This is a genomic window from Pseudomonas sp. Pseusp3, from assembly GCF_047304225.1.
Taxonomy (GTDB): Bacteria; Pseudomonadota; Gammaproteobacteria; order Pseudomonadales; family Pseudomonadaceae; genus Aquipseudomonas; species Aquipseudomonas fluorescens_CD.
Window position 1 is genome coordinate 1 of sequence record NZ_JBGLYV010000054.1, and the last position, 17,645, is coordinate 17,645.

16 protein-coding genes and 1 tRNA gene are annotated in these 17,645 nt (G+C 61.8%); 9 read left to right on the forward strand and 8 right to left on the reverse strand.

Going from position 1 to position 17,645, the window contains the following annotated elements:
- The first annotated feature begins 160 nt into the window (after nt 1–160).
- A complete protein-coding gene (locus ACCD00_RS18750; RefSeq protein WP_413426742.1) occupies nt 161–667 on the forward strand; it encodes a DoxX family protein in 507 nt (168 codons plus the stop codon).
- A 157-nt stretch (nt 668–824) separates the two neighbouring features.
- Here ACCD00_RS18750 and ACCD00_RS18755 read toward each other — a convergent pair whose 3' ends face one another.
- The 3 genes from ACCD00_RS18755 to ACCD00_RS18765 form a co-directional block, all read right to left on the reverse strand.
- A complete protein-coding gene (locus ACCD00_RS18755) occupies nt 825–1,799 on the reverse strand; it encodes a nitrilase-related carbon-nitrogen hydrolase (protein ID WP_413426744.1) in 975 nt (324 codons plus the stop codon).
- A gap of 103 nt (nt 1,800–1,902) precedes the next feature.
- A complete protein-coding gene (locus ACCD00_RS18760; protein WP_413426746.1) occupies nt 1,903–2,835 on the reverse strand; it encodes a GlxA family transcriptional regulator in 933 nt (310 codons plus the stop codon).
- A gap of 205 nt (nt 2,836–3,040) precedes the next feature.
- Nucleotides 3,041–4,054, reverse strand: coding sequence for a GlxA family transcriptional regulator (locus tag ACCD00_RS18765; RefSeq protein ID WP_413426748.1), 1,014 nt, complete (start codon nt 4,052–4,054; stop codon nt 3,041–3,043).
- 279 nt (nt 4,055–4,333) lie between these two features.
- Between ACCD00_RS18765 and ACCD00_RS18770 the strand changes: the two genes are divergently transcribed.
- Complete coding sequence (locus ACCD00_RS18770) at nt 4,334–4,996, forward strand: glutathione S-transferase family protein (RefSeq protein WP_413426750.1); 663 nt, start codon at nt 4,334–4,336, stop codon at nt 4,994–4,996.
- An 85-nt stretch (nt 4,997–5,081) separates the two neighbouring features.
- Here ACCD00_RS18770 and ACCD00_RS18775 read toward each other — a convergent pair whose 3' ends face one another.
- The gene (locus ACCD00_RS18775; RefSeq protein ID WP_008021531.1) at nt 5,082–5,510 is read right to left on the reverse strand and encodes a TOBE domain-containing protein; all 429 of its coding nucleotides are present in this window, start codon (nt 5,508–5,510) and stop codon (nt 5,082–5,084) included.
- A gap of 277 nt (nt 5,511–5,787) precedes the next feature.
- A tRNA-Gln gene (locus tag ACCD00_RS18780) sits at nt 5,788–5,862 on the reverse strand.
- Between the two features lie 317 nt (nt 5,863–6,179).
- On the opposite strand from ACCD00_RS18780, the gene ACCD00_RS18785 reads away from it, so the two are divergent.
- Complete coding sequence (locus ACCD00_RS18785; RefSeq protein WP_413426752.1) at nt 6,180–6,608, forward strand: hypothetical protein; 429 nt, start codon at nt 6,180–6,182, stop codon at nt 6,606–6,608.
- A 114-nt stretch (nt 6,609–6,722) separates the two neighbouring features.
- Complete coding sequence (locus tag ACCD00_RS18790) at nt 6,723–7,304, forward strand: hypothetical protein (protein ID WP_413426754.1); 582 nt, start codon at nt 6,723–6,725, stop codon at nt 7,302–7,304.
- A 41-nt stretch (nt 7,305–7,345) separates the two neighbouring features.
- Here the strand turns inward: ACCD00_RS18790 and ACCD00_RS18795 are convergent, their stop codons facing one another.
- From ACCD00_RS18795 to ACCD00_RS18805, 3 genes are all read right to left on the reverse strand, one after another.
- Complete coding sequence (locus tag ACCD00_RS18795) at nt 7,346–9,334, reverse strand: peptidase U32 family protein (RefSeq protein ID WP_413426756.1); 1,989 nt, start codon at nt 9,332–9,334, stop codon at nt 7,346–7,348.
- Between the two features lie 248 nt (nt 9,335–9,582).
- A complete protein-coding gene (locus ACCD00_RS18800) occupies nt 9,583–9,963 on the reverse strand; it encodes a RidA family protein (protein WP_008021538.1) in 381 nt (126 codons plus the stop codon).
- A 76-nt stretch (nt 9,964–10,039) separates the two neighbouring features.
- Nucleotides 10,040–10,834 carry a helix-turn-helix domain-containing protein gene (locus tag ACCD00_RS18805; protein ID WP_413426758.1) on the reverse strand — a complete coding sequence of 265 codons (795 nt, stop codon included), beginning with the start codon at nt 10,832–10,834 and terminating at the stop codon, nt 10,040–10,042.
- Nucleotides 10,835–11,021: 187 nt separating this feature from the next.
- Here ACCD00_RS18805 and ACCD00_RS18810 point away from each other — a divergent pair, with 187 nt between their 5' ends.
- The 5 genes from ACCD00_RS18810 to ACCD00_RS18830 all read left to right on the forward strand — a co-directional run bounded on the left by ACCD00_RS18810 (nt 11,022) and on the right by ACCD00_RS18830 (nt 17,619).
- On the forward strand, nt 11,022–12,668 hold the full coding sequence (locus tag ACCD00_RS18810) for an APC family permease (RefSeq protein WP_413426760.1): 1,647 nt from the start codon (nt 11,022–11,024) through the stop codon (nt 12,666–12,668).
- Between the two features lie 45 nt (nt 12,669–12,713).
- Nucleotides 12,714–13,640 (forward strand): 4-hydroxyproline epimerase, encoded by a 927-nt coding sequence (locus ACCD00_RS18815; protein WP_413426762.1) that lies wholly within the window; start codon nt 12,714–12,716, stop codon nt 13,638–13,640.
- Between the two features lie 57 nt (nt 13,641–13,697).
- Nucleotides 13,698–14,645, forward strand: a complete 948-nt coding sequence (locus ACCD00_RS18820) for a dihydrodipicolinate synthase family protein (RefSeq protein ID WP_413426764.1) — start codon at nt 13,698–13,700, stop codon at nt 14,643–14,645.
- Nucleotides 14,646–14,751: 106 nt separating this feature from the next.
- Complete coding sequence (locus tag ACCD00_RS18825) at nt 14,752–16,329, forward strand: aldehyde dehydrogenase (NADP(+)) (protein WP_413426766.1); 1,578 nt, start codon at nt 14,752–14,754, stop codon at nt 16,327–16,329.
- 3 nt (nt 16,330–16,332) lie between these two features.
- Nucleotides 16,333–17,619 carry an FAD-dependent oxidoreductase gene (locus ACCD00_RS18830; RefSeq protein ID WP_413426768.1) on the forward strand — a complete coding sequence of 429 codons (1,287 nt, stop codon included), beginning with the start codon at nt 16,333–16,335 and terminating at the stop codon, nt 17,617–17,619.
- Nucleotides 17,620–17,645: the final 26 nt, after the last annotated feature.

A 17,645-nucleotide genomic window follows, 5' to 3' on the forward strand; every position in this document is an offset into this window, starting at 1 on the left:
GCCCCCGACACACCCCGCACTCAAAACCCCGCCACAACGACACACCGCAGATACACCCCATTGATGAAATACGCCTGCCGATCGGCCACGCCGATCAATGCGCTCAACTCACGGGGCATGCCGTTGCCCCGCCTCCCTGACCTGAAAGAGATCAACGTCCATGAGCACCTCCATTTCTTCGGCCGTCAAAGGCCTGCACCTGAACCTCGACCGTGCCGGCGACTGGGTTGCCCCCCTGGCGTTGCGAGTGTTCCTCGCCTGGGAATTCTTCGAGTCGGGCCTTGAGAAATTCAACGGCCAGAACTGGTTCGCCGATATCCAGAACCGCTTCCCGTTTCCGTTCGACCACATTCCCGCGACGCTGAACTGGGAGCTGTCGATGTGGGCCGAACTGATCTTTTCCATGACTTTGCTGCTGGGCCTGGGCACGCGTTTTTCGGCGTTGAGCCTGATGGTCGTGACCCTCGTCGCAACTGCCGCCATCCATTGGCCCGCCGACTGGCACACCCTGAGTGAACTTGCCCAGGGCTATGCCATCAGCAACAAGGGTTACGGCAACTTCAAACTGCCATTGATCTACCTTGTGGCCTTCACACCGCTGCTGCTGTCGGGTGCCGGCAAGCTCAGCATCGATGCGCTGCTGACCCGTTTCTTCTGGCGGCGCTGAAACGAAACCTGCAACGCGGACAAAAAAAGTAACGCAATACCTGTAGGAGCCGGCTTGCCGGCGATGGTCGTTAACGATAACGCGGGTGAACTGGGCAAACGCAGCGCACTTGAGTCCATCGCCGGCAAGCCGGCTCCTACAGGGGACCGTGCCGAAACTAACGAATCAGTTCCTCCAGCCCGGTCTCTTCGGCCAGCTTCGGATGCGCACTACGCTCGTGCACATGGGCTTGAGGTGTGCGATCAATCAACAGGCTCAGCAGTTCCGGGCGGCTGTAGTGGCCGCGCGAATCCATCATGCGTTTGCGCTTGTCGATCAGGCTCATGTCGAGGTCGGCGATCACCTCGCCCTCACCTTCCAGCAACGAGCCCAGCACCGTGCCATCCGGGCTGATGATCGCGGTATAGCAACCGCCGGAGATCGGGCCGATGGCGCAACCGGTATCGGCCATGATCTGCGCCTGTTGCTCGGGGTACAACCATGCCGTGGAGTTGACCACGAAGCACGCTGCCTCCAGGGCATGCTGGCGAATGCTGACTTCCATTTGCGCGGCGAACAGGGGACCGGCAAACGACCCCGGGTACATCGCCGCATGGATCTGCTCGCCATCGGCCATCAAGGCATAACGGGCCAGCGGGTTGTAATGCTCCCAGCAGGCCAATTGACCGATGCGCCCTACCGCGCTGTCGACGGCCCGCAGGCCGGAGCCGTCGCCCATGCCCCAGATCATGCGTTCGTGGTAGGTCGGGGAAATCTTGCGACGATGCTGGATCAGCGAGCCGTCGGCATCGAACAACAACTGCGTGTTGTACAGCGTGCCGCCATCGCGCTCGTTGACGCCAATGGACACGACCATGCCGGCTTGCCTGGCCGCAGCGCCGATGGCATCGGTGGCAGCTGAGGGCACGGTGACCGCCTGATCCAGCAGCTTGAGGTGCTCGGCGGCCATTTCGAACGGCGACTGCACGTAGGAAAAGTACGGGTAGTACGGCACGACGGTTTCCGGGAACACAGCGAATTGCACGCCCTGTTCGCCGAGTTCGAGAATCTTCTGCACCACTTTGTCGACGGTGCCTTCTCGGCTGTAAAGAACGGGGCTGATTTGTACGGCGGCGGCTTTGACGAGGCTCATGGCGGTGATCTCACTGAAGGAAAGGTTTCAACGAGATAAAGATTACGACAATAATACAAAGGCATGAATGTCGTATGCACCACCTTTTAGGACATCACGAAGATCACCCCCGACTGGCACGCTGAATCACCTGCGGCGGCTGTCCGAAAGCACGTATAAAAGCGCGGCGCATGCGTTCCCGATCACCAAAACCAGTGGCTGTCGCCACTGCATCGATGGAGTGCCGCCCGCTTTCCATCATCAACCGGGCCGACTCGACCCGCAGGTTTTCGATGGCCTTGGCCGGAGACTGGCCGGTTTCGGCATGAAACACCCGGCTGAATTGCCGAGGGCTGAGATTGGCCGCGCTGGCCAGTTCCTCGACCGTCAGCGCCGACTTGAGATTCTGCTTGGCGTAGTTCAGCGCGGCCTGTATCCGGTCGGTCCTGGGGGCCAGTTCCAGCATCACCGAAAACTGCGACTGCCCGCCGGAACGCCGGTGGTACACCACCAATTGCCGCGCCACCTTGCGGGCAACCTCGGCGCCCAGATCCATCTCCACCAGCGCCAATGCCAGGTCCACGCACGCGCTCATGCCCGCTGCCGTCCACAGGTGGCCATCGTTGATGAAGATCCGGTCTTCCTCGACCTTCACGTTCGGGTACGCCTTGCGAAAGGCCGGTACATGCGCCCAGTGGGTGGTCGCCCGCCGACCGTCGAGCAAACCGGCCTCCGCCAATGCATTCGCCCCCGTGCAAATCGAGCCCAGACGCCGGGTGCCGTGACTGGCGCGGCGCAAAAACGCCAACATGCCCGGTGTGGTCGGGCGGATCAGGTTGTCGCCCATGACCAGCAGCGTATCGAACGAACGCTGGTCGAACGCTTCGGTCTGCACACCGAAACCGGCGGACGTCTGCACCAGGCCACCCGGCTCGGACAATAAGGCAATGCTGTACAACGGCTCATCTGCGGCGTTGTTGGCCAACTCGAAGGCGGCACACATGGCCAGCCCCAGAACCTGAAAACCGGGGTAAACAATCAGTCCGATCTGGTGCATGGCGCAATGACCCTAAACGTGGCATGCCTGACAATCAGGCCAGAATTTGCACTCTAACCCGAACAGCTCGCAGCGGAAATCAGGGTGACGCCGGCCGGCATCACATCCGACAGCGCATGTGGCCGCTGTCGGATGAACAGGCGTGACTCTTACCGTGCCGACATCGTGCGGCAGGTCGACGGCGAGGCCGGCGTTGATCGGCGGCCTACTTCACCAGCCTGGTTTCCCTGGACGGCCGATAGCCAAAATAAGAGCTGTAGCACTTGCTGAAATGGCTGGGAGAAACGAAACCACAGGCGACCGAGACCTCGACGATGGTCAGCGTGGTGTGCTGCAGCAAGCGCCGCGCTTCGGTGATGCGCAGGTCCATGTAATAGCGTTGCGGCGTGGTGCCCAACTGCTCCTTGAACAGACGCTCGATCTGCCGGCGAGAGCGCCCTGCGTAGAGGCAGAGCGTTTCCATTTCCAGCGGTTCCTCCAGATTGGCGTCCATCAGGTTGACCACCTCTCTGAGCGGACCACTGACCGAGACATTCAGCGACGGCTTGATGCGCCGGTAGCGTGAGGCTTCAAACGCCAGAATGTCTTCGATGCCATCGGTCAGCGCCTTGTCGTACAGCCCCCTGATCCACTCCAGGGCCATATAGAACGTACCCGTCGGGCTCGACGCTGTCAGGCGGTCACGATCCACCACGTAGGCTTCGCTGGTCACCTGGGTCAGCTTGGCAATTTCCGCCAGTGCCGGGCGGTGTTCCGGGTGAATCGCACAGCGATAACCCTCGAGCAAACCGGCGCGTCCGAGAAACCACGCGCCGTTCCACACGCCAGCCAGGGTAACGCCCTGCTGCGCCGCGTCTTGCAGCAGGTTGATCAATGCCTCGTCGGCGTGCAGATGGGTGCGGTATCCGCCACAGACCACCAGCAGGTCCAGGTTCTGTATCTCGGCATGGCTCAGGCAGGCGTCGGGACGGATGACCAGCCCCAGATCGCTGATCACCTCTGCGTCCTTCAGGCCGAAGGTTTTCGTTGAAAACAGCTCCGGCCGCAACAGGTTGGCCGTCACGACCGTATCCAGCGCCTGGGTAAACGCCGGCAGCGAGAAATGCTCGAGCAACAGGAAACCTGCACGCGCCTGCAGAACGGATTGGCCTTCATGCTCCTTGAGGAAGCGAAGGTTCTTGCCTTTCATCGCTCCGCTGAACTGACGTCGCTCTACCAACGCTCGCCTCGCTTCGTCCTGTCGACGAACCTGTGAAATAACGCTTTGATACCTGTCACTCCCGACCTGGAAACCTGTATCCCCTGGCGCCGATCATTCGGCGCCTGCACTGTTTACGCAAGTTGAAAGCCTTGGGCAAGCCAGTCTTTTGCCCTTAAACCAGTTTGCGCGGGGAATGGCAATCGCCACCGAGATCACAGCCACCTGACGAACCGCCTCGCACCGAAGCGAACCTGGGTCGATACTGCACGGGCCTCCCCCTTCGCCAAGGAAAGGAACATGCCGCTGACTCTTTATTTCCATCCGCTCTCGTCGTTCTGCCACAAAGCGCTGATCGCTCTCTATGAACTGGATATCGAGTTTGAAAAAAGGATCATCGACCTGGGCAACGAGGCTGACCGGGCTGAGCTGCAAGCACTTTGGCCACTCTGCAAATTTCCGGTGATCCGCGATCACGACCGCCAACGGAACGTAGCCGAGTCGAGTGTGATCATCGAGTACCTGGACCACCACCAGGCCGGCCACCTGTGCCTGATTCCTGAAGATTGGGATGCCGCGCTGGAAGTACGCCTGTGGGATCGTTTTTTCGACCTGCACGTCCAGGTGCCGATGCAGAAGATCGTCGCTGACCGAATGAACGCCTCCAACGGCGACCTGACCCGCGAACGCGCCGCGCTGACAACGGCGTACGGCATGCTTGAACATCAGTTGAGCGCAAACGCCTGGGCCGCCAGCCCGGCATTCAGCATGGCCGACTGTGCCGCTGCTCCGGCGCTGTTCTATGCCAGCACCCTCGTGCCGTTTCCCGACGATCATCATCGCTTGAGTGCTTATTTCGACAGGTTGATCCAGTGGCCCTCGGTCAAACGGGTGATCGACGAGGCAAGGCCGTACTTTTCCATGTACCCGTTCGCCGAGGCCATTCCACAACGGTTTCGGTAGTGATGATTGGGAGCCGAAAACGAAAAATCCCCGTGATCCATCAGGAAATCGATCACGGGGATCAGTAAGCAATGCTTGTGTCTGATCAGGCCGGAACGCCCAGGATGATGTGGGAAGCCTTGATCACGGCCGTGGCGCTGACGCCGGTTGCCAGACCCAGCTCTGCCACAGCATCGCGGGTGACGATCGAATAGACCTTCGAACCGCCGGCCAGCTCGATGACCACCTCTGCGTTGACCGCACCATCGGTAACGCTCAGTACCTTGCCTTCCAGGCAGTTACGCGCCGACAGGCGAATGTCGCTCGATTCGGTCATCAACATCACCCACGGCGCCTTGATCAGCGCGACGGCTTCTTTGCCGACGGCGATGCCGAGGCTCTTGATGCTTTCCATGGTGACGACGGCAACCAGTTGCTCTCCGCCCGCCAGGGTCAGAACCACTTCGGCGTTGACCGCGCCTGGCTGGACCTGACTGACTTTGCCTTTGAATACGTTGCGTGCACTGACTTTCATGTGAGGCGTCCTTTTCTTGACTTTGAAGTTAGGAAACGACGGGGATCATCAGTGTAAGCGCTATGTAGAAACAACTACAGCGCTGCGCTGGTTCAGTGACGGATGGCCAGATCAGCTGAAAAGTCTTGATGAAACGCGCCGAAAGGACACCCGTGAGCCTTGGCTGGACGCTGACTGGCAAGGGAACATCAGGGAAATGGACAACGGACGCAAAAAACCAGCGAATCAGCGAATCAGAACCGCCGACGAAGTGTTATCTGATTATGCAGGAAGAAAATGGCAGGGGCGGCTGGATTCGAACCAACGCATGGCAGGATCAAAACCTGCTGCCTTACCGCTTGGCGACGCCCCTGTATCTGTTGCGATGAGTGCCTGGCACTCGCTTACTTGAGTGGCAACAAGACCTGTTGCCTGCTTGCGCGAGAGGCTCCGTGAGGGCCTGTGCAAGAGTGGGCGCAAATTTACCAACTTTTGCCTCGTCTGGGAAGCCCCAACACAATATTTTGTTTTTTAAAACAGATGCTTAGTGCTGAGCCGAATCGCGGCGAACGGTCGGCACACATTCAGCCCGACCAGGTCTGCTACGCTTTTCTCGAATGGAATCAGGAATCGTCAGCGCAACACCCTTCCCCTTGCAATCTGAGGGCGCCAAATGTGAAAGGCAAATTAATGGGTACCGCTGCAACCCTCCTGGTGGTCGGGGCGGCGATTTATGGATTGAACACCTGGGATCACATCCAGAGTCAGCGACAGGAAGCGGTCTGCAAGACCGCCCGGGAGCATCTCGACAGGCTGCAAATCCAGGCGCGGGCGCTGGCCTCCGGGTTGACGGTCGAAGCCTATGCCGAAGCCGAAAAAGCCGAGGCAGGCCAGTTGGTCCTGGCACTCGATACCGCCAGGAATGAAGCCGAGGTCGATGCCGTCATCGACAAGCACTCCGCGACTATCGAAGCGCAGATAACCGCCGAGGACGCCGAGGTCCAGTCCCGGGGCGAGCAACCCTTCCTCGGTCAGGAACTCAAGAAGCAACGCATCCCCACCGATGTCAAACAGGAATTCAAACGGGCTGAAAAAGCCGTCGCCGACTCCTGTGAATAATGTCGACCGCTAGCTCCGGGTTTGTCGCCAGCGTCTAGACTTCAGCAAAAGCAGCTTGCAACCAGACTCCGCGTTAACAACAAAAATCCTGCAAAAAACGAGGGGGTCTCGACCTTGAAAACATCAACCCTCTGCGCCATGGCGTGCCTGCTGGTGTCGGCCGCGGTGTCTGCCAACTGCGTCATTCCGGTCCTCGAAATGGACTTCACACGGTCTGCGATGGAAGCCCTGAAAAAAATCGGTATCGACGACGCGTGCATCATCGCCGCTTCCAGCCCTGCTGCGTTCACCTACTGCCGGGAAGGATCGATGACTCTCTGGAAGTACCAGGCACTGGACCTGGAACAAATGGCCGCGACGCACAGTGATGCGCAGCAGCCCTCGACGGTCTACCAAGCCATTTCTGTCCTGGAGTTCGGGAGCGCGGCCTGTGAACACGAGAACAGCCTGGCCGCCGCTAAAAAGCCGGCAACCATACGCTGGCTGATCCTCGGCCTGATGGCCATTTCACTGCTGACGGGATTGGGTTACACCTGGCGGGCCATTCTGCAGCGCCGCCAAAACGCCACCGCGTACTCGCAACCCCATGAACAAGCGTCGAACGAATTGCAGGCCACTGCACATACAAAAGCCCTGGCAGCGTTTGGTCTGGCAGTTGCCGTGGCATACATCTACTTCAACTACGCCGGGTTTTGAACAACAGGTGAGCGCACCGTTGCGGGGCGCTCACCGGTCACTCAGTGCGGCGCGCGCGGGATGGTCTTGAGCAGGTCTTCGGGGCTGATGTGCCCCACCACGCTGCCCGGCTGCGGCATATCGAGGATGTGGCCCTTCATCTTGCCGATGATGTGCATCTCGCAAGGCTTGCAGTCGAACTTCAACGTCAGCACTTCATCGCCGTGGATCAGTTGCATTGGCGCAACCTTGGTGCGCACGCCGGTCACGCCCTTGGCCTGTTTCGGGCACAGGTTGAAGGAGAACCGCAGGCAGTGCTTGGTGATCATCACCGGCACCTCGCCGGCTTCCTCGTGGGCCTCGTAGGCCGCGTCGATCAGCTTGACGCCATGGCGGTGATAGAAGTCGCGGGCCTTCTGGTTGTAGACGTTGGCCAGGAACGACAGGTGCGATTCCGGGTACACCGGCGGCGGAGTGGTTTCGGCCTTGCGGCTGCCACGGGGATGGGCGGCGATCCGCGCTTCGGTCAAGGCATCGATCACTTCACGGCGCAAGGCCTTGAGCTGCGAGTTCGGGATGAAGTACGCCTGCGGCGCGTCCAGCTTGATGTCGATGGCGTGGTACTGCGTGGTGCCCAGTTGGCCGAGCAGATCCTGCAATTGCTCCAGCGCCTGTTCCGGCTTGTTGGCGGCGCCGAACGGGCCATTCAGGGTAACGCTGGCGCTGATGCCTTCTTCGCTGGTAGCTGTCAGTTCCAGCTGCTCTTCACGCAGGCGCGCAACCCAGCGCAAGGCCACGCGACGCTCGGCGGAGGTCTTTTGCAGCGCCTGTTGCCAGTTGTGATCGAGATTGCGATTCAGCGGATGGTTGGGGCGCAGCTTGTACATCCCCTCCGGCATCTCATTGGGCTCGACGCGATAGCGATAACGCTTCTCGCCGTCCTCCTCGAACTCGCCTTTCGGTTCGGCGATGTTGGCGCGGAAACCCACCACTTCACGCTTGACCAGCACGTTGAGGCCGTCGCCATTGGACAGCGGCTCATGGGTCACGACCTGCATGTCACGCTTGGCGACTTTCTCGACCACACCCACCGGCAAACCGGTGAAGGTCGGCGAGTCAAACGCACCGATATCGATCTTGCGGTCAGTGACGAAGTAATCGGTGCTGCCACGGTGGAAGGTTTTTTCCGGGTCGGGCAGGAAGAAGTGCGCGGTGCGCCCACTGGAGGCACGGGCCAGGTCCGGGCGGTCTTCGAGCACGGCGTCGAGGCGCTGGCGGTAGTAGGCGGTGATGTTTTTCACATAGCCCATGTCCTTGTAGCGGCCCTCGATCTTGAACGAACGCACGCCGGCCTCGACCAGTGCGCGGATGTTGGCGCTCTGGTTGTTGTCCTTCATCGAGAGCAGGTGCTTTTCGTAAGCGATCACGCCACCCTTTTCATCCTTGAGGGTGTACGGCAGACGGCAGGCCTGGGAACAATCGCCACGGTTGGCGCTGCGCCCGGTTTGCGCGTGGGAAATGTTGCACTGGCCGGAAAACGCCACGCACAACGCGCCATGGATAAAGAACTCGATGGCCGCGTCGGTTTCGTCGGCGATGGCACGGATCTCTTTGAGGTTGAGCTCGCGGGCCAGCACCAGTTGCGAGAAACCGGCCTGGTCGAGGAACTTCGCCCGCTCCAGCGTGCGGATGTCCGTCTGGGTACTGGCGTGCAGTTCGATCGGCGGAATGTCCAGCTCCATCACACCCAGGTCCTGGACGATCAGCGCATCGACGCCGGCGTCGTACAACTGGTGGATCAGCTGGCGGGCCGGTTCCAGTTCGTTGTCATGCAGGATCGTGTTGATGGTGGTGAACACGCGCGCATGGTAGCGACGGGCGAACTCCACCAATTGGGCGATATCGCTCACTTCGTTGCAGGCGTTGTGGCGGGCGCCGAAGCTCGGGCCACCGATGTACACGGCATCGGCACCATGCAGGATAGCCTCGCGGGCGATGGCGACATCGCGGGCAGGGCTGAGCAATTCCAGGTGATGTTTGGGCAAAGACATAGTTTTTTTAGTCAGGCTTGTCACGGTCGAGGCGTGCATTGTAGCGGCGAAACGCCTGACCGGCACCCGTGCGCTGCCAGGTGGTGTTTTGGCAGAGCTGGACGCGTACCCAAATTCTGGATTCGACAAATGCCCAGTGTGGGAGCGGGCTTGCTCGCGAAGAGGGCGTGTCAGGCAACATTGATTTCGACTGACCCACCGCCTTCGCGAGCAAGCCCGCTCCCACAAGGTTTTGTGTGTTGCTTCGATCAGGCCTTGGCAGCCATCGCGGTCACTTCCACGCGCATGCCTTCCACCGCCAACGAGGCAACCCCGACGGCAGCGCGCACCGGCCATGGTTTGGCGAAGTAACGCTTGTAGACTTCGTTGAACGCGGCGCGGTCGGCCATGTCGGTGAGGTAGATGGTCAGATGCATCACGCGGTCCATGGAACTGCCGGCACGTTCCAGCGCAACCTTCAGCGCTTGCAGGGTGCATTCGCTTTGCAGGGTGATGTCGCCCAGTTCCAGGCTGCCGTCGGCGCGGGTCGGGATCTGGGTCGAGACCAGCACACCGCCGAAACCGACGACATCGGAAGAAATCGAATCCGCATCAGGATCGGGCGTAAAGGTCAGGTCGTGATTTGCCATGAGATCTCTCTTGCTTGAAGTGGTGAGGCTGGCGCCTTTTGCGCGGCCAGTCTACAGGGCCGTTGGCGGCACGTCGCTAATCCGCACCGGACGGTTGCTGGTGACCGGTGGCCTGGCGGTACTGGCGCGGGGTGAAGCCGGTCAATGCCTTGAACTGCCGGGTGAACGCGCTGTGGTCGGTATAGCCGCATTGCAGGGCGACTTCGGTGATCGGCAGGTCCGTGTGGAGCAGTCGATGCGCGTGCTCCAGGCGAACCTTCTGGATCATTTGCCGTGGCGTCAAATGGAACACGCGCTTGCAGTAGCGCTCGAGCTGCGCCACGGATATGCCGGCGATGCGCGTCAACTCGCCGAGGGTGACGCGACGGTTGAAATGCGCGCGAATGTGTTCGTCCACCGCCGCCAGGCGCTGGTACGCCGGGTGCGTGTCAGTGGCCGACTGCAGGTCGACCGAGATGCCCGCCAGACCGATGATCTGATTATGGCGGTTATACAGCGGTCGTTTATGGGTCAGGCACCAGCCCGGCTCGCGGCTGCCGTACAGGTGTAACTCCAGCTGGTCTTCCAGCACCAGACCTTGCTCCAGCACACGCCGGTCCTGTTCGGTATAGCCGGGCCCAAACTGCTCGGGAAATACCTCGGCACTGGTTTTCCCCAGCAGCGGCTTGAGCTGCTTCAAGCCACAGCGTTGAACCAGCGTGCGGTTGGCCATGACATAGCGCGCCTGCACGTCCTTGATGAAGATCGCGGCGTTCGGAATGACATCGAGCATCGGCAACAAAAGCGCAATGCCTGCCAGCAGTTGCTCGATGGATTCGGGGCGGTTCGAGTCGTCGCCCTGGCACAACAGCGCAAACGCATCCTGAGTCATCTACCTGTCTCTCCCAATGATCGGCCGTTGCCCATTGTGCTGATTTCGTCATCGACACCCAAGGAAAACATCAATCGCGAGCAAGCCGCCGAGTTCACTCTATGGCCACCGCCCTCCTCGGCAAAACCGACGGGGAGGACTTGAAGTGCACACCTGCCTATCCAATAACTCACAAGAAGACAATGCAATGTCAGGCCAAGGCAAATTCAAAAAACAACTTTCATTGATAGACCTTACGTTTATCGGACTGGGGGCCATCTTCGGCTCCGGCTGGTTGTTCGCAGCCAGTCACGTGTCTGCCATCGCGGGGCCGGCGGGGATATTTTCCTGGCTGCTGGGCGGTTTTGCGGTGCTGCTGCTGGGCATCGTCTACTGTGAACTCGGCGCCGCATTGCCCCGTGCCGGCGGTGTGATTCGCTACCCGGTGTACTCCCACGGCCCGTTGCTCGGCTACCTGATGGGCTTCATCACCCTGATCGCGTTTTCCAGCCTGGTGGCCATCGAGGTGGTCGCCGCGCGCCAGTACGCCGCGGCGTGGTTTCCGGCATTGACCCAGGCCGGTTCCAGCAATCCGACGGCGATCGGCTGGCTGCTTCAGTTCGGCCTGCTGTGCCTGTTCTTCATGCTCAATTACTACAGCGTGAAAACGTTCGCCAAGGCCAACAACCTGATCAGCATGTTCAAGTTCATCGTGCCGTTGCTGGTAATCGGCGTGCTGTTCACTTTCTTCAAACCGCAGAACTTCCAGTCCCAGGGCTTCATGCCGTTCGGGCTGTCAGGTGTCGAAATGGCGGTGTCCGCCGGCGGCATCATCTTCGCCTACCTGGGCCTGACACCGATCATCTCGGTGGCCAGCGAAGTGAAGAATCCGCAACGCACCATCCCGATTGCACTGATCCTCTCCGTACTGCTCTCCACCGCCATCTATGTGTTGTTGCAAGTGGCCTTCCTCGGCGGCGTGCCCACCGAAATGCTCGCCAACGGTTGGGCCGGCGTCGCCAAGGAACTGGCCCTGCCCTACCGCGACATCGCCCTGGCATTGGGTGTGGGTTGGTTGGCTTATCTGGTGGTGGCCGACGCGGTGATCTCCCCAAGCGGTTGCGGCAACATCTACATGAACGCGACCCCGCGGGTGATCTACGGCTGGGCGCAGACCGGTACGTTCTTCAAGGTCTTCACCCGCATTGACGAAAAGTCCGGCATCCCGCGCCCGGCGCTGTGGCTGACCTTTGCCCTGTCGGTGTTCTGGACCCTGCCCTTCCCTTCGTGGGAAGCGCTGATCAACGTGGTTTCCGCCGCGCTGGTGTTGAGCTACGCCGTCGCACCGGTGTCCGTGGCCGCCCTGCGCCGCAATGCGCCCGACATGCCGCGCCCGTTCAAGGTCAAGCGCATGGGTGTCCTCGGCCCGGTGTCGTTCATCATCGCCGCGCTGATCGTCTACTGGTCCGGCTGGGGCACCGTGTCCTGGCTGCTTGGCCTGCAAATCCTGATGTTCGTGGTGTACCTGCTGTGCGGTCGCTTTGTGCCGACCCAGCACCTGAGCCTGGGCCAACAAGTGCGCTCTTCGGCGTGGCTGATCGGCTTCTATGCCGTGACCATCTTGCTGTCCTGGCTCGGCAGTTTCGGCGGCATGGGTGTGCTTACCCATCCCTTCGACACCCTGGTCGTGGCGGCCTGCGCGATGGGCATCTACTACTGGGGCGCAGCCACCGGCGTGCCGGCGCATCTGGTTCGCCTGGAAGAAGAGGACGGTGAAGCCGAAGCCGATCCCGTTTACAGCGGCACGGCCACAGGCCTGCGTCCGATCGGTGCATCCATCCAGACTTCCCGCTGAGATTCAGGCCAGCAATGCCTGCGTGTTCCTCTAATGGATAGGTATATGAAAAAAGTACATGTCATTGATTCCCACACCGGCGGCGAGCCGACTCGCCTGGTGATGTCGGGCCTGCCCCAGTTGTCCGGCCGGACCATGGCCGAGAAGCGCGATGCCCTGCGCGAGCAGCATGACCAATGGCGTCGCGCCTGCCTGCTGGAGCCCCGTGGCAACGATGTGCTGGTGGGTGCGCTGTATTGCGAACCGGTGTCGCCGGATGCCACTTGCGGCGTGATCTTCTTCAACAACGCCGGCTACCTTGGCATGTGCGGTCACGGCACCATCGGCCTGGTCAACTCGCTGCATCACCTGGGTCACATACAGCCTGGCGAGCACAAGATCGATACGCCGGTCGGCCCGGTCAGCGCCACGCTGCATGAGGACGGCAACGTCACCCTGCGCAACGTGCCTGCCTACCGCTACCGCCAACAGGTGCCGGTCGAAGTGCCGGGACATGGCCGCGTGTACGGCGACATCGCCTGGGGCGGCAACTGGTTTTTCCTGGTGTCCGAGCACGGTCAGGCGTTGCAGATGGACAACGTCGAGTTCCTCACCGAGTACACCTGGGCAATGCTCAAGGCCCTCGAGGCCCAAGGCATCCACGGTGAAGACGGCGCGCTGATCGACCACATCGAACTGTTTGCCGACGACGAATCGGCCGACAGCCGCAACTTCGTCATGTGCCCCGGCAAGGCCTACGACCGCTCGCCCTGCGGCACCGGCACCAGCGCGAAACTGGCATGCCTGGCGGCCGATGGAAAACTGGCCGCCGGTGAGCGCTGGGTCCAGGCCAGCATCACCGCCAGCCAATTTGTCGGCAGCTATGAATGGGAAGGCGAACGCATCCGCCCGTTCATTACCGGCCGCGCCTACATGACCGCCGACAGCACGCTGCTGATCGACGAACAGGATCCCTTTGCGTGGGGCATTTGAGCCCCACGCCTTTTCCCTAACCCGATCTGAATGAACGCTTCAAGGAGTGACAACAAAATGAGCGATAACATTTTCACTGGCTGCATCCCTGCACTGATGACCCCATGCACCGCCGAGCGCAAGCCGGACTTCGACGCGCTGGTGGCCAAGGGTCGCGAGCTGATCGACATTGGCATGAGCGCAGTGGTGTATTGCGGCTCCATGGGCGATTGGCCGCTGCTGACCGAAGCCGAGCGTCAGGAAGGCGTGGCGCGCCTGGTGGCCGCAGGCGTTCCGACCATCGTCGGCACCGGTGCGGTCAACAGCCGAGAAGCGGTTTCCCATGCGGCACACGCGGCCAAAGTCGGCGCCCATGGCTTGATGGTCATTCCGCGCGTGCTGTCTCGCGGCGCTTCGGCCACCGCGCAAAAAGCCCACTTCGCCGCGATCCTCGAAGCCGCCCCGGGGTTGCCGGCGGTGATCTACAACAGCCCTTACTACGGCTTCGCCACCCGCGCCGACCTGTTCTTCGAACTGCGCCGCGAGTACCCGAACCTGATCGGCTTCAAGGAGTTCGGCGGTGCGGCCGACCTGCGCTACGCCGCCGAACACATCACCTCCAGGGACGATGACGTGACCCTGATGGTCGGTGTCGACACCCAGGTGGTTCATGGCTTCGTCAACTGCAACGCCACCGGCGCCATCACCGGCATCGGCAACGCGCTGCCGCGCGAAGTGTTGCGCCTGGTGGCCTTGAGCAAACAAGCGGCCAAGGGCGATGCCAAGGCACGTCGCCAGGCGCGGGAGCTGGAGTCCGCCCTGGCGGTGCTGTCGTCGTTCGATGAGGGCTGCGACCTGGTGCTCTACTACAAGCACCTGATGGTGCTCAACGGCGACAAGGAATACACCCTGCATTTCAACGAGACCGATGCGCTCAGCGATGCCCAGCGTCGTTATGCCGAGAACCAGTACGCGCTGTTCCGCCAGTGGTACGAGCAGTGGTCGGCCGAGCAGGACTTCGCCTGATATTCAGCCTCTACAGCGGCGTGCCAAAGCGCGCCGCCTTTATTTTCGCCCACGGCGGTACCGCGTTTTTTCGCAAACGCCCACCCTCTTTTTTTCAGGAAACATCATGACTCTGACAGGCAACATGTTGATCGGCCAACAGGCCATCCCCGGCAACCGCGAAGCGATCCACGGCATTGATCCCGCCACTGGTCTGCCCCTTGAACCGGCCTATCACGGTGGCAACAGCGAGCACGTCGAACAGGCCTGCGCCCTGGCCTGGAGTGCGCTGGACAGCTATCGCGCGACATCCCTGGACGCACGCGCCGAATTCCTCGAAACCATCGCCAGCGAAATCGAAGCCCTCGGCGATGCATTGATCGACCGCGCCGTGGCCGAGACTGGCCTGCCACGCCCGCGTATCCAGGGTGAACGCGGCCGCACCTGCCAGCAACTGCGCACCTTTGCCCGCACCGTACGCGCTGGCGAATGGCTGGATGTACGGGTCGACAGCGCACTGCCGGAACGCCAGCCCCTGCCCCGCCCGGACCTGCGCCAGCGTCAGGTGCCGCTGGGCCCGGTGGCCGTGTTCGGCGCCAGCAACTTTCCCCTGGCCTTCTCGGTCGCTGGCGGTGATACCGCCTCGGCGCTGGCCGCCGGTTGCCCGGTGATCGTCAAGGCCCATGGCGCGCACCCCGGCACCAGTGAACTGGTGGGCCGGGCGCTGGCTCGTGCGGTCAAACTGTGCGGGTTGCATGAAGGCGTGTTCTCGCTGTTGTACGGCTCCGGCCGCGAAGTGGGCATCGCCCTGGTCACCGATCCGCGCATCAAGGCCGTGGGTTTCACCGGCTCGCGCAGCGGCGGCATTGCCTTGTGCAAGGCGGCCCAGGCGCGTCCCGAACCGATTCCGGTGTACGCGGAAATGAGCTCGATCAATCCGGTATTGCTGTTCCCTGCGGCACTGCAATCGCGAACCGAAGCGCTGGCGCAAGGCTTCGTCGCCTCCCTCACCCAGGGTGCCGGTCAGTTCTGCACCAACCCCGGCCTGGTGATTGCCCGCCATGGCCCGGCCCTTGAGCGCTTCATCCAGACGGCCACGCAACTGATCCAGCGCAGCCCGGCGCAGACCATGCTTACCCCGGGAATTTTCAACGCCTACGAGGCCGGCGTCGGCGCGCTGCTCGAGCATACCCACGCGCAATCGGTGGCTAGCGGCCTTGAGGGCGAAACGCCCAACCAGTGCCAGGCCCACCTGTTCGTCACCCAGGCCAGCGAGTTTCTCGCCGACCCGGCCTTGCAGGCAGAAATGTTCGGCGCCGCTTCGCTGATCGTGCAATGTGCCAGCGACGAGGAAATCCGCCAGGTCATCGAACACCTGGAGGGCCAACTGACCGCCACCCTGCACCTGGACGATGCCGACGTGGAAAGCGCCAGGGCATTGCTGCCGACTCTGGAGCGCAAGGCCGGGCGCCTGTTGGTCAATGGCTGGCCGACCGGGGTCGAGGTGTGCGATGCCATGGTCCATGGCGGCCCGTTCCCGGCGACTTCCGATGCGCGCACCACCTCGGTCGGCACCGCCGCCATCCTGCGTTTCCTGCGCCCGGTCTGCTATCAGGATTTCCCCGACGCCCTGTTGCCGGCCGCGCTCAAACACGGCAATCCGTTGCAGTTACGGCGCCTGCTCGACGGCCAGAGAGAATCCTAGGCCATGTCCAACGTCTCCCTTTTCAACAACCCACACACCACGGCGGACGTTGCCGTAATCGGCGCCGGGATCATCGGCGTCGCTTGCGCCCTGCGCCTGGCTCGCCAGGGCCGGCGCGTGGTGGTCATCGATCAGCAGGAGCCCGGCCGTGGCGTCTCGTTCGGCAATGCCGGACACCTGGCCACCGAACAGGTGTTCCCCATCGCCGACCTGTCTATCCTCAAGCGCCTGCCCGCCATGCTCCTGGACCCGATGGGCCCGCTGCGCCTGGACTGGAAATACATGCCCCGGGCCCTGCCCTGGTTCATCCGCCTGTTGCTGAACCTGCGGCCGGCGCCGTTCCAGCGCACCGTGGCCGGCATCCGCGCGCTCAATGAAAGCAGCCTGGGGGCCTGGAACCGGTTGCTGGAAGCCATCGAGCGTCCAGGGTTGCTCAAGGAAGACGGCTCGTTATTGGTGTTCGAGCGCGCCGACTCGCAACAGGCCATCGAAGCGCTGCAGGCGCGCATGCGCCAGCAACAGGTGCCGGTCGATTTCTGGCAGGCCAGGGCCGTCCGCGATGCGGCGCCGCAACTCAGCGAGCAGATCCGCGGCGGTTTGTTCTTCCCGCGCACCGGGCATTTTCTCGATCCCTTCCGGGTGGTGGGCGAACTGGTCCACGCGGCCAAAAGCAGCGGTGTGCAGTTCCTCCAGCAGCGGGTCGAGGGCGGGCAGTTGAATGAACACGGCGTGTCGTTGATCACTGATCAGGGTCGCGTCAATAGTCGACAAGTGCTGATTGCCTGCGGCGCGCATTCGGCGAAGCTCACCGCCGCGCTGACCGGCAAAAAGGTGCCCTTGGACACCGAGCGCGGCTATCACCTGATGCTGCCCCACGAACACCAACGCTTACCGTTTGCCGTCACCTCGCTGGAACGCAAGTTCATCATGACGCCGATGGCCGATGGGCTGCGCCTGGCCGGCACCGTTGAATTCGCCGGTCTCGAATGCCCACCGACGATGGAGCGTGCCTGGCAATTGCACCGATTGAGCAAAGGCCTGTTCAAGCGCGACCTGAGTGCCGAAGCGGCCACACCGTGGATGGGCTTTCGCCCCTCCTTGCCCGACTCCCTGCCGATCATCGATCGGGTGTGCGACGGCAAGGTCCTGCTCGCCTTCGGCCACCAGCACCTGGGGTTGACCCAGGCGGCGGTCACGGCGGAAATGATTGCGCAAATGGCCTCGCCCTTGACCGGCGCCCAGCCGTGCGACCTGCCGGCGACGGCGGCGTACCGGCTGGATCGATTCTGAGGGTAATGACAGTAGACACAGGCGTG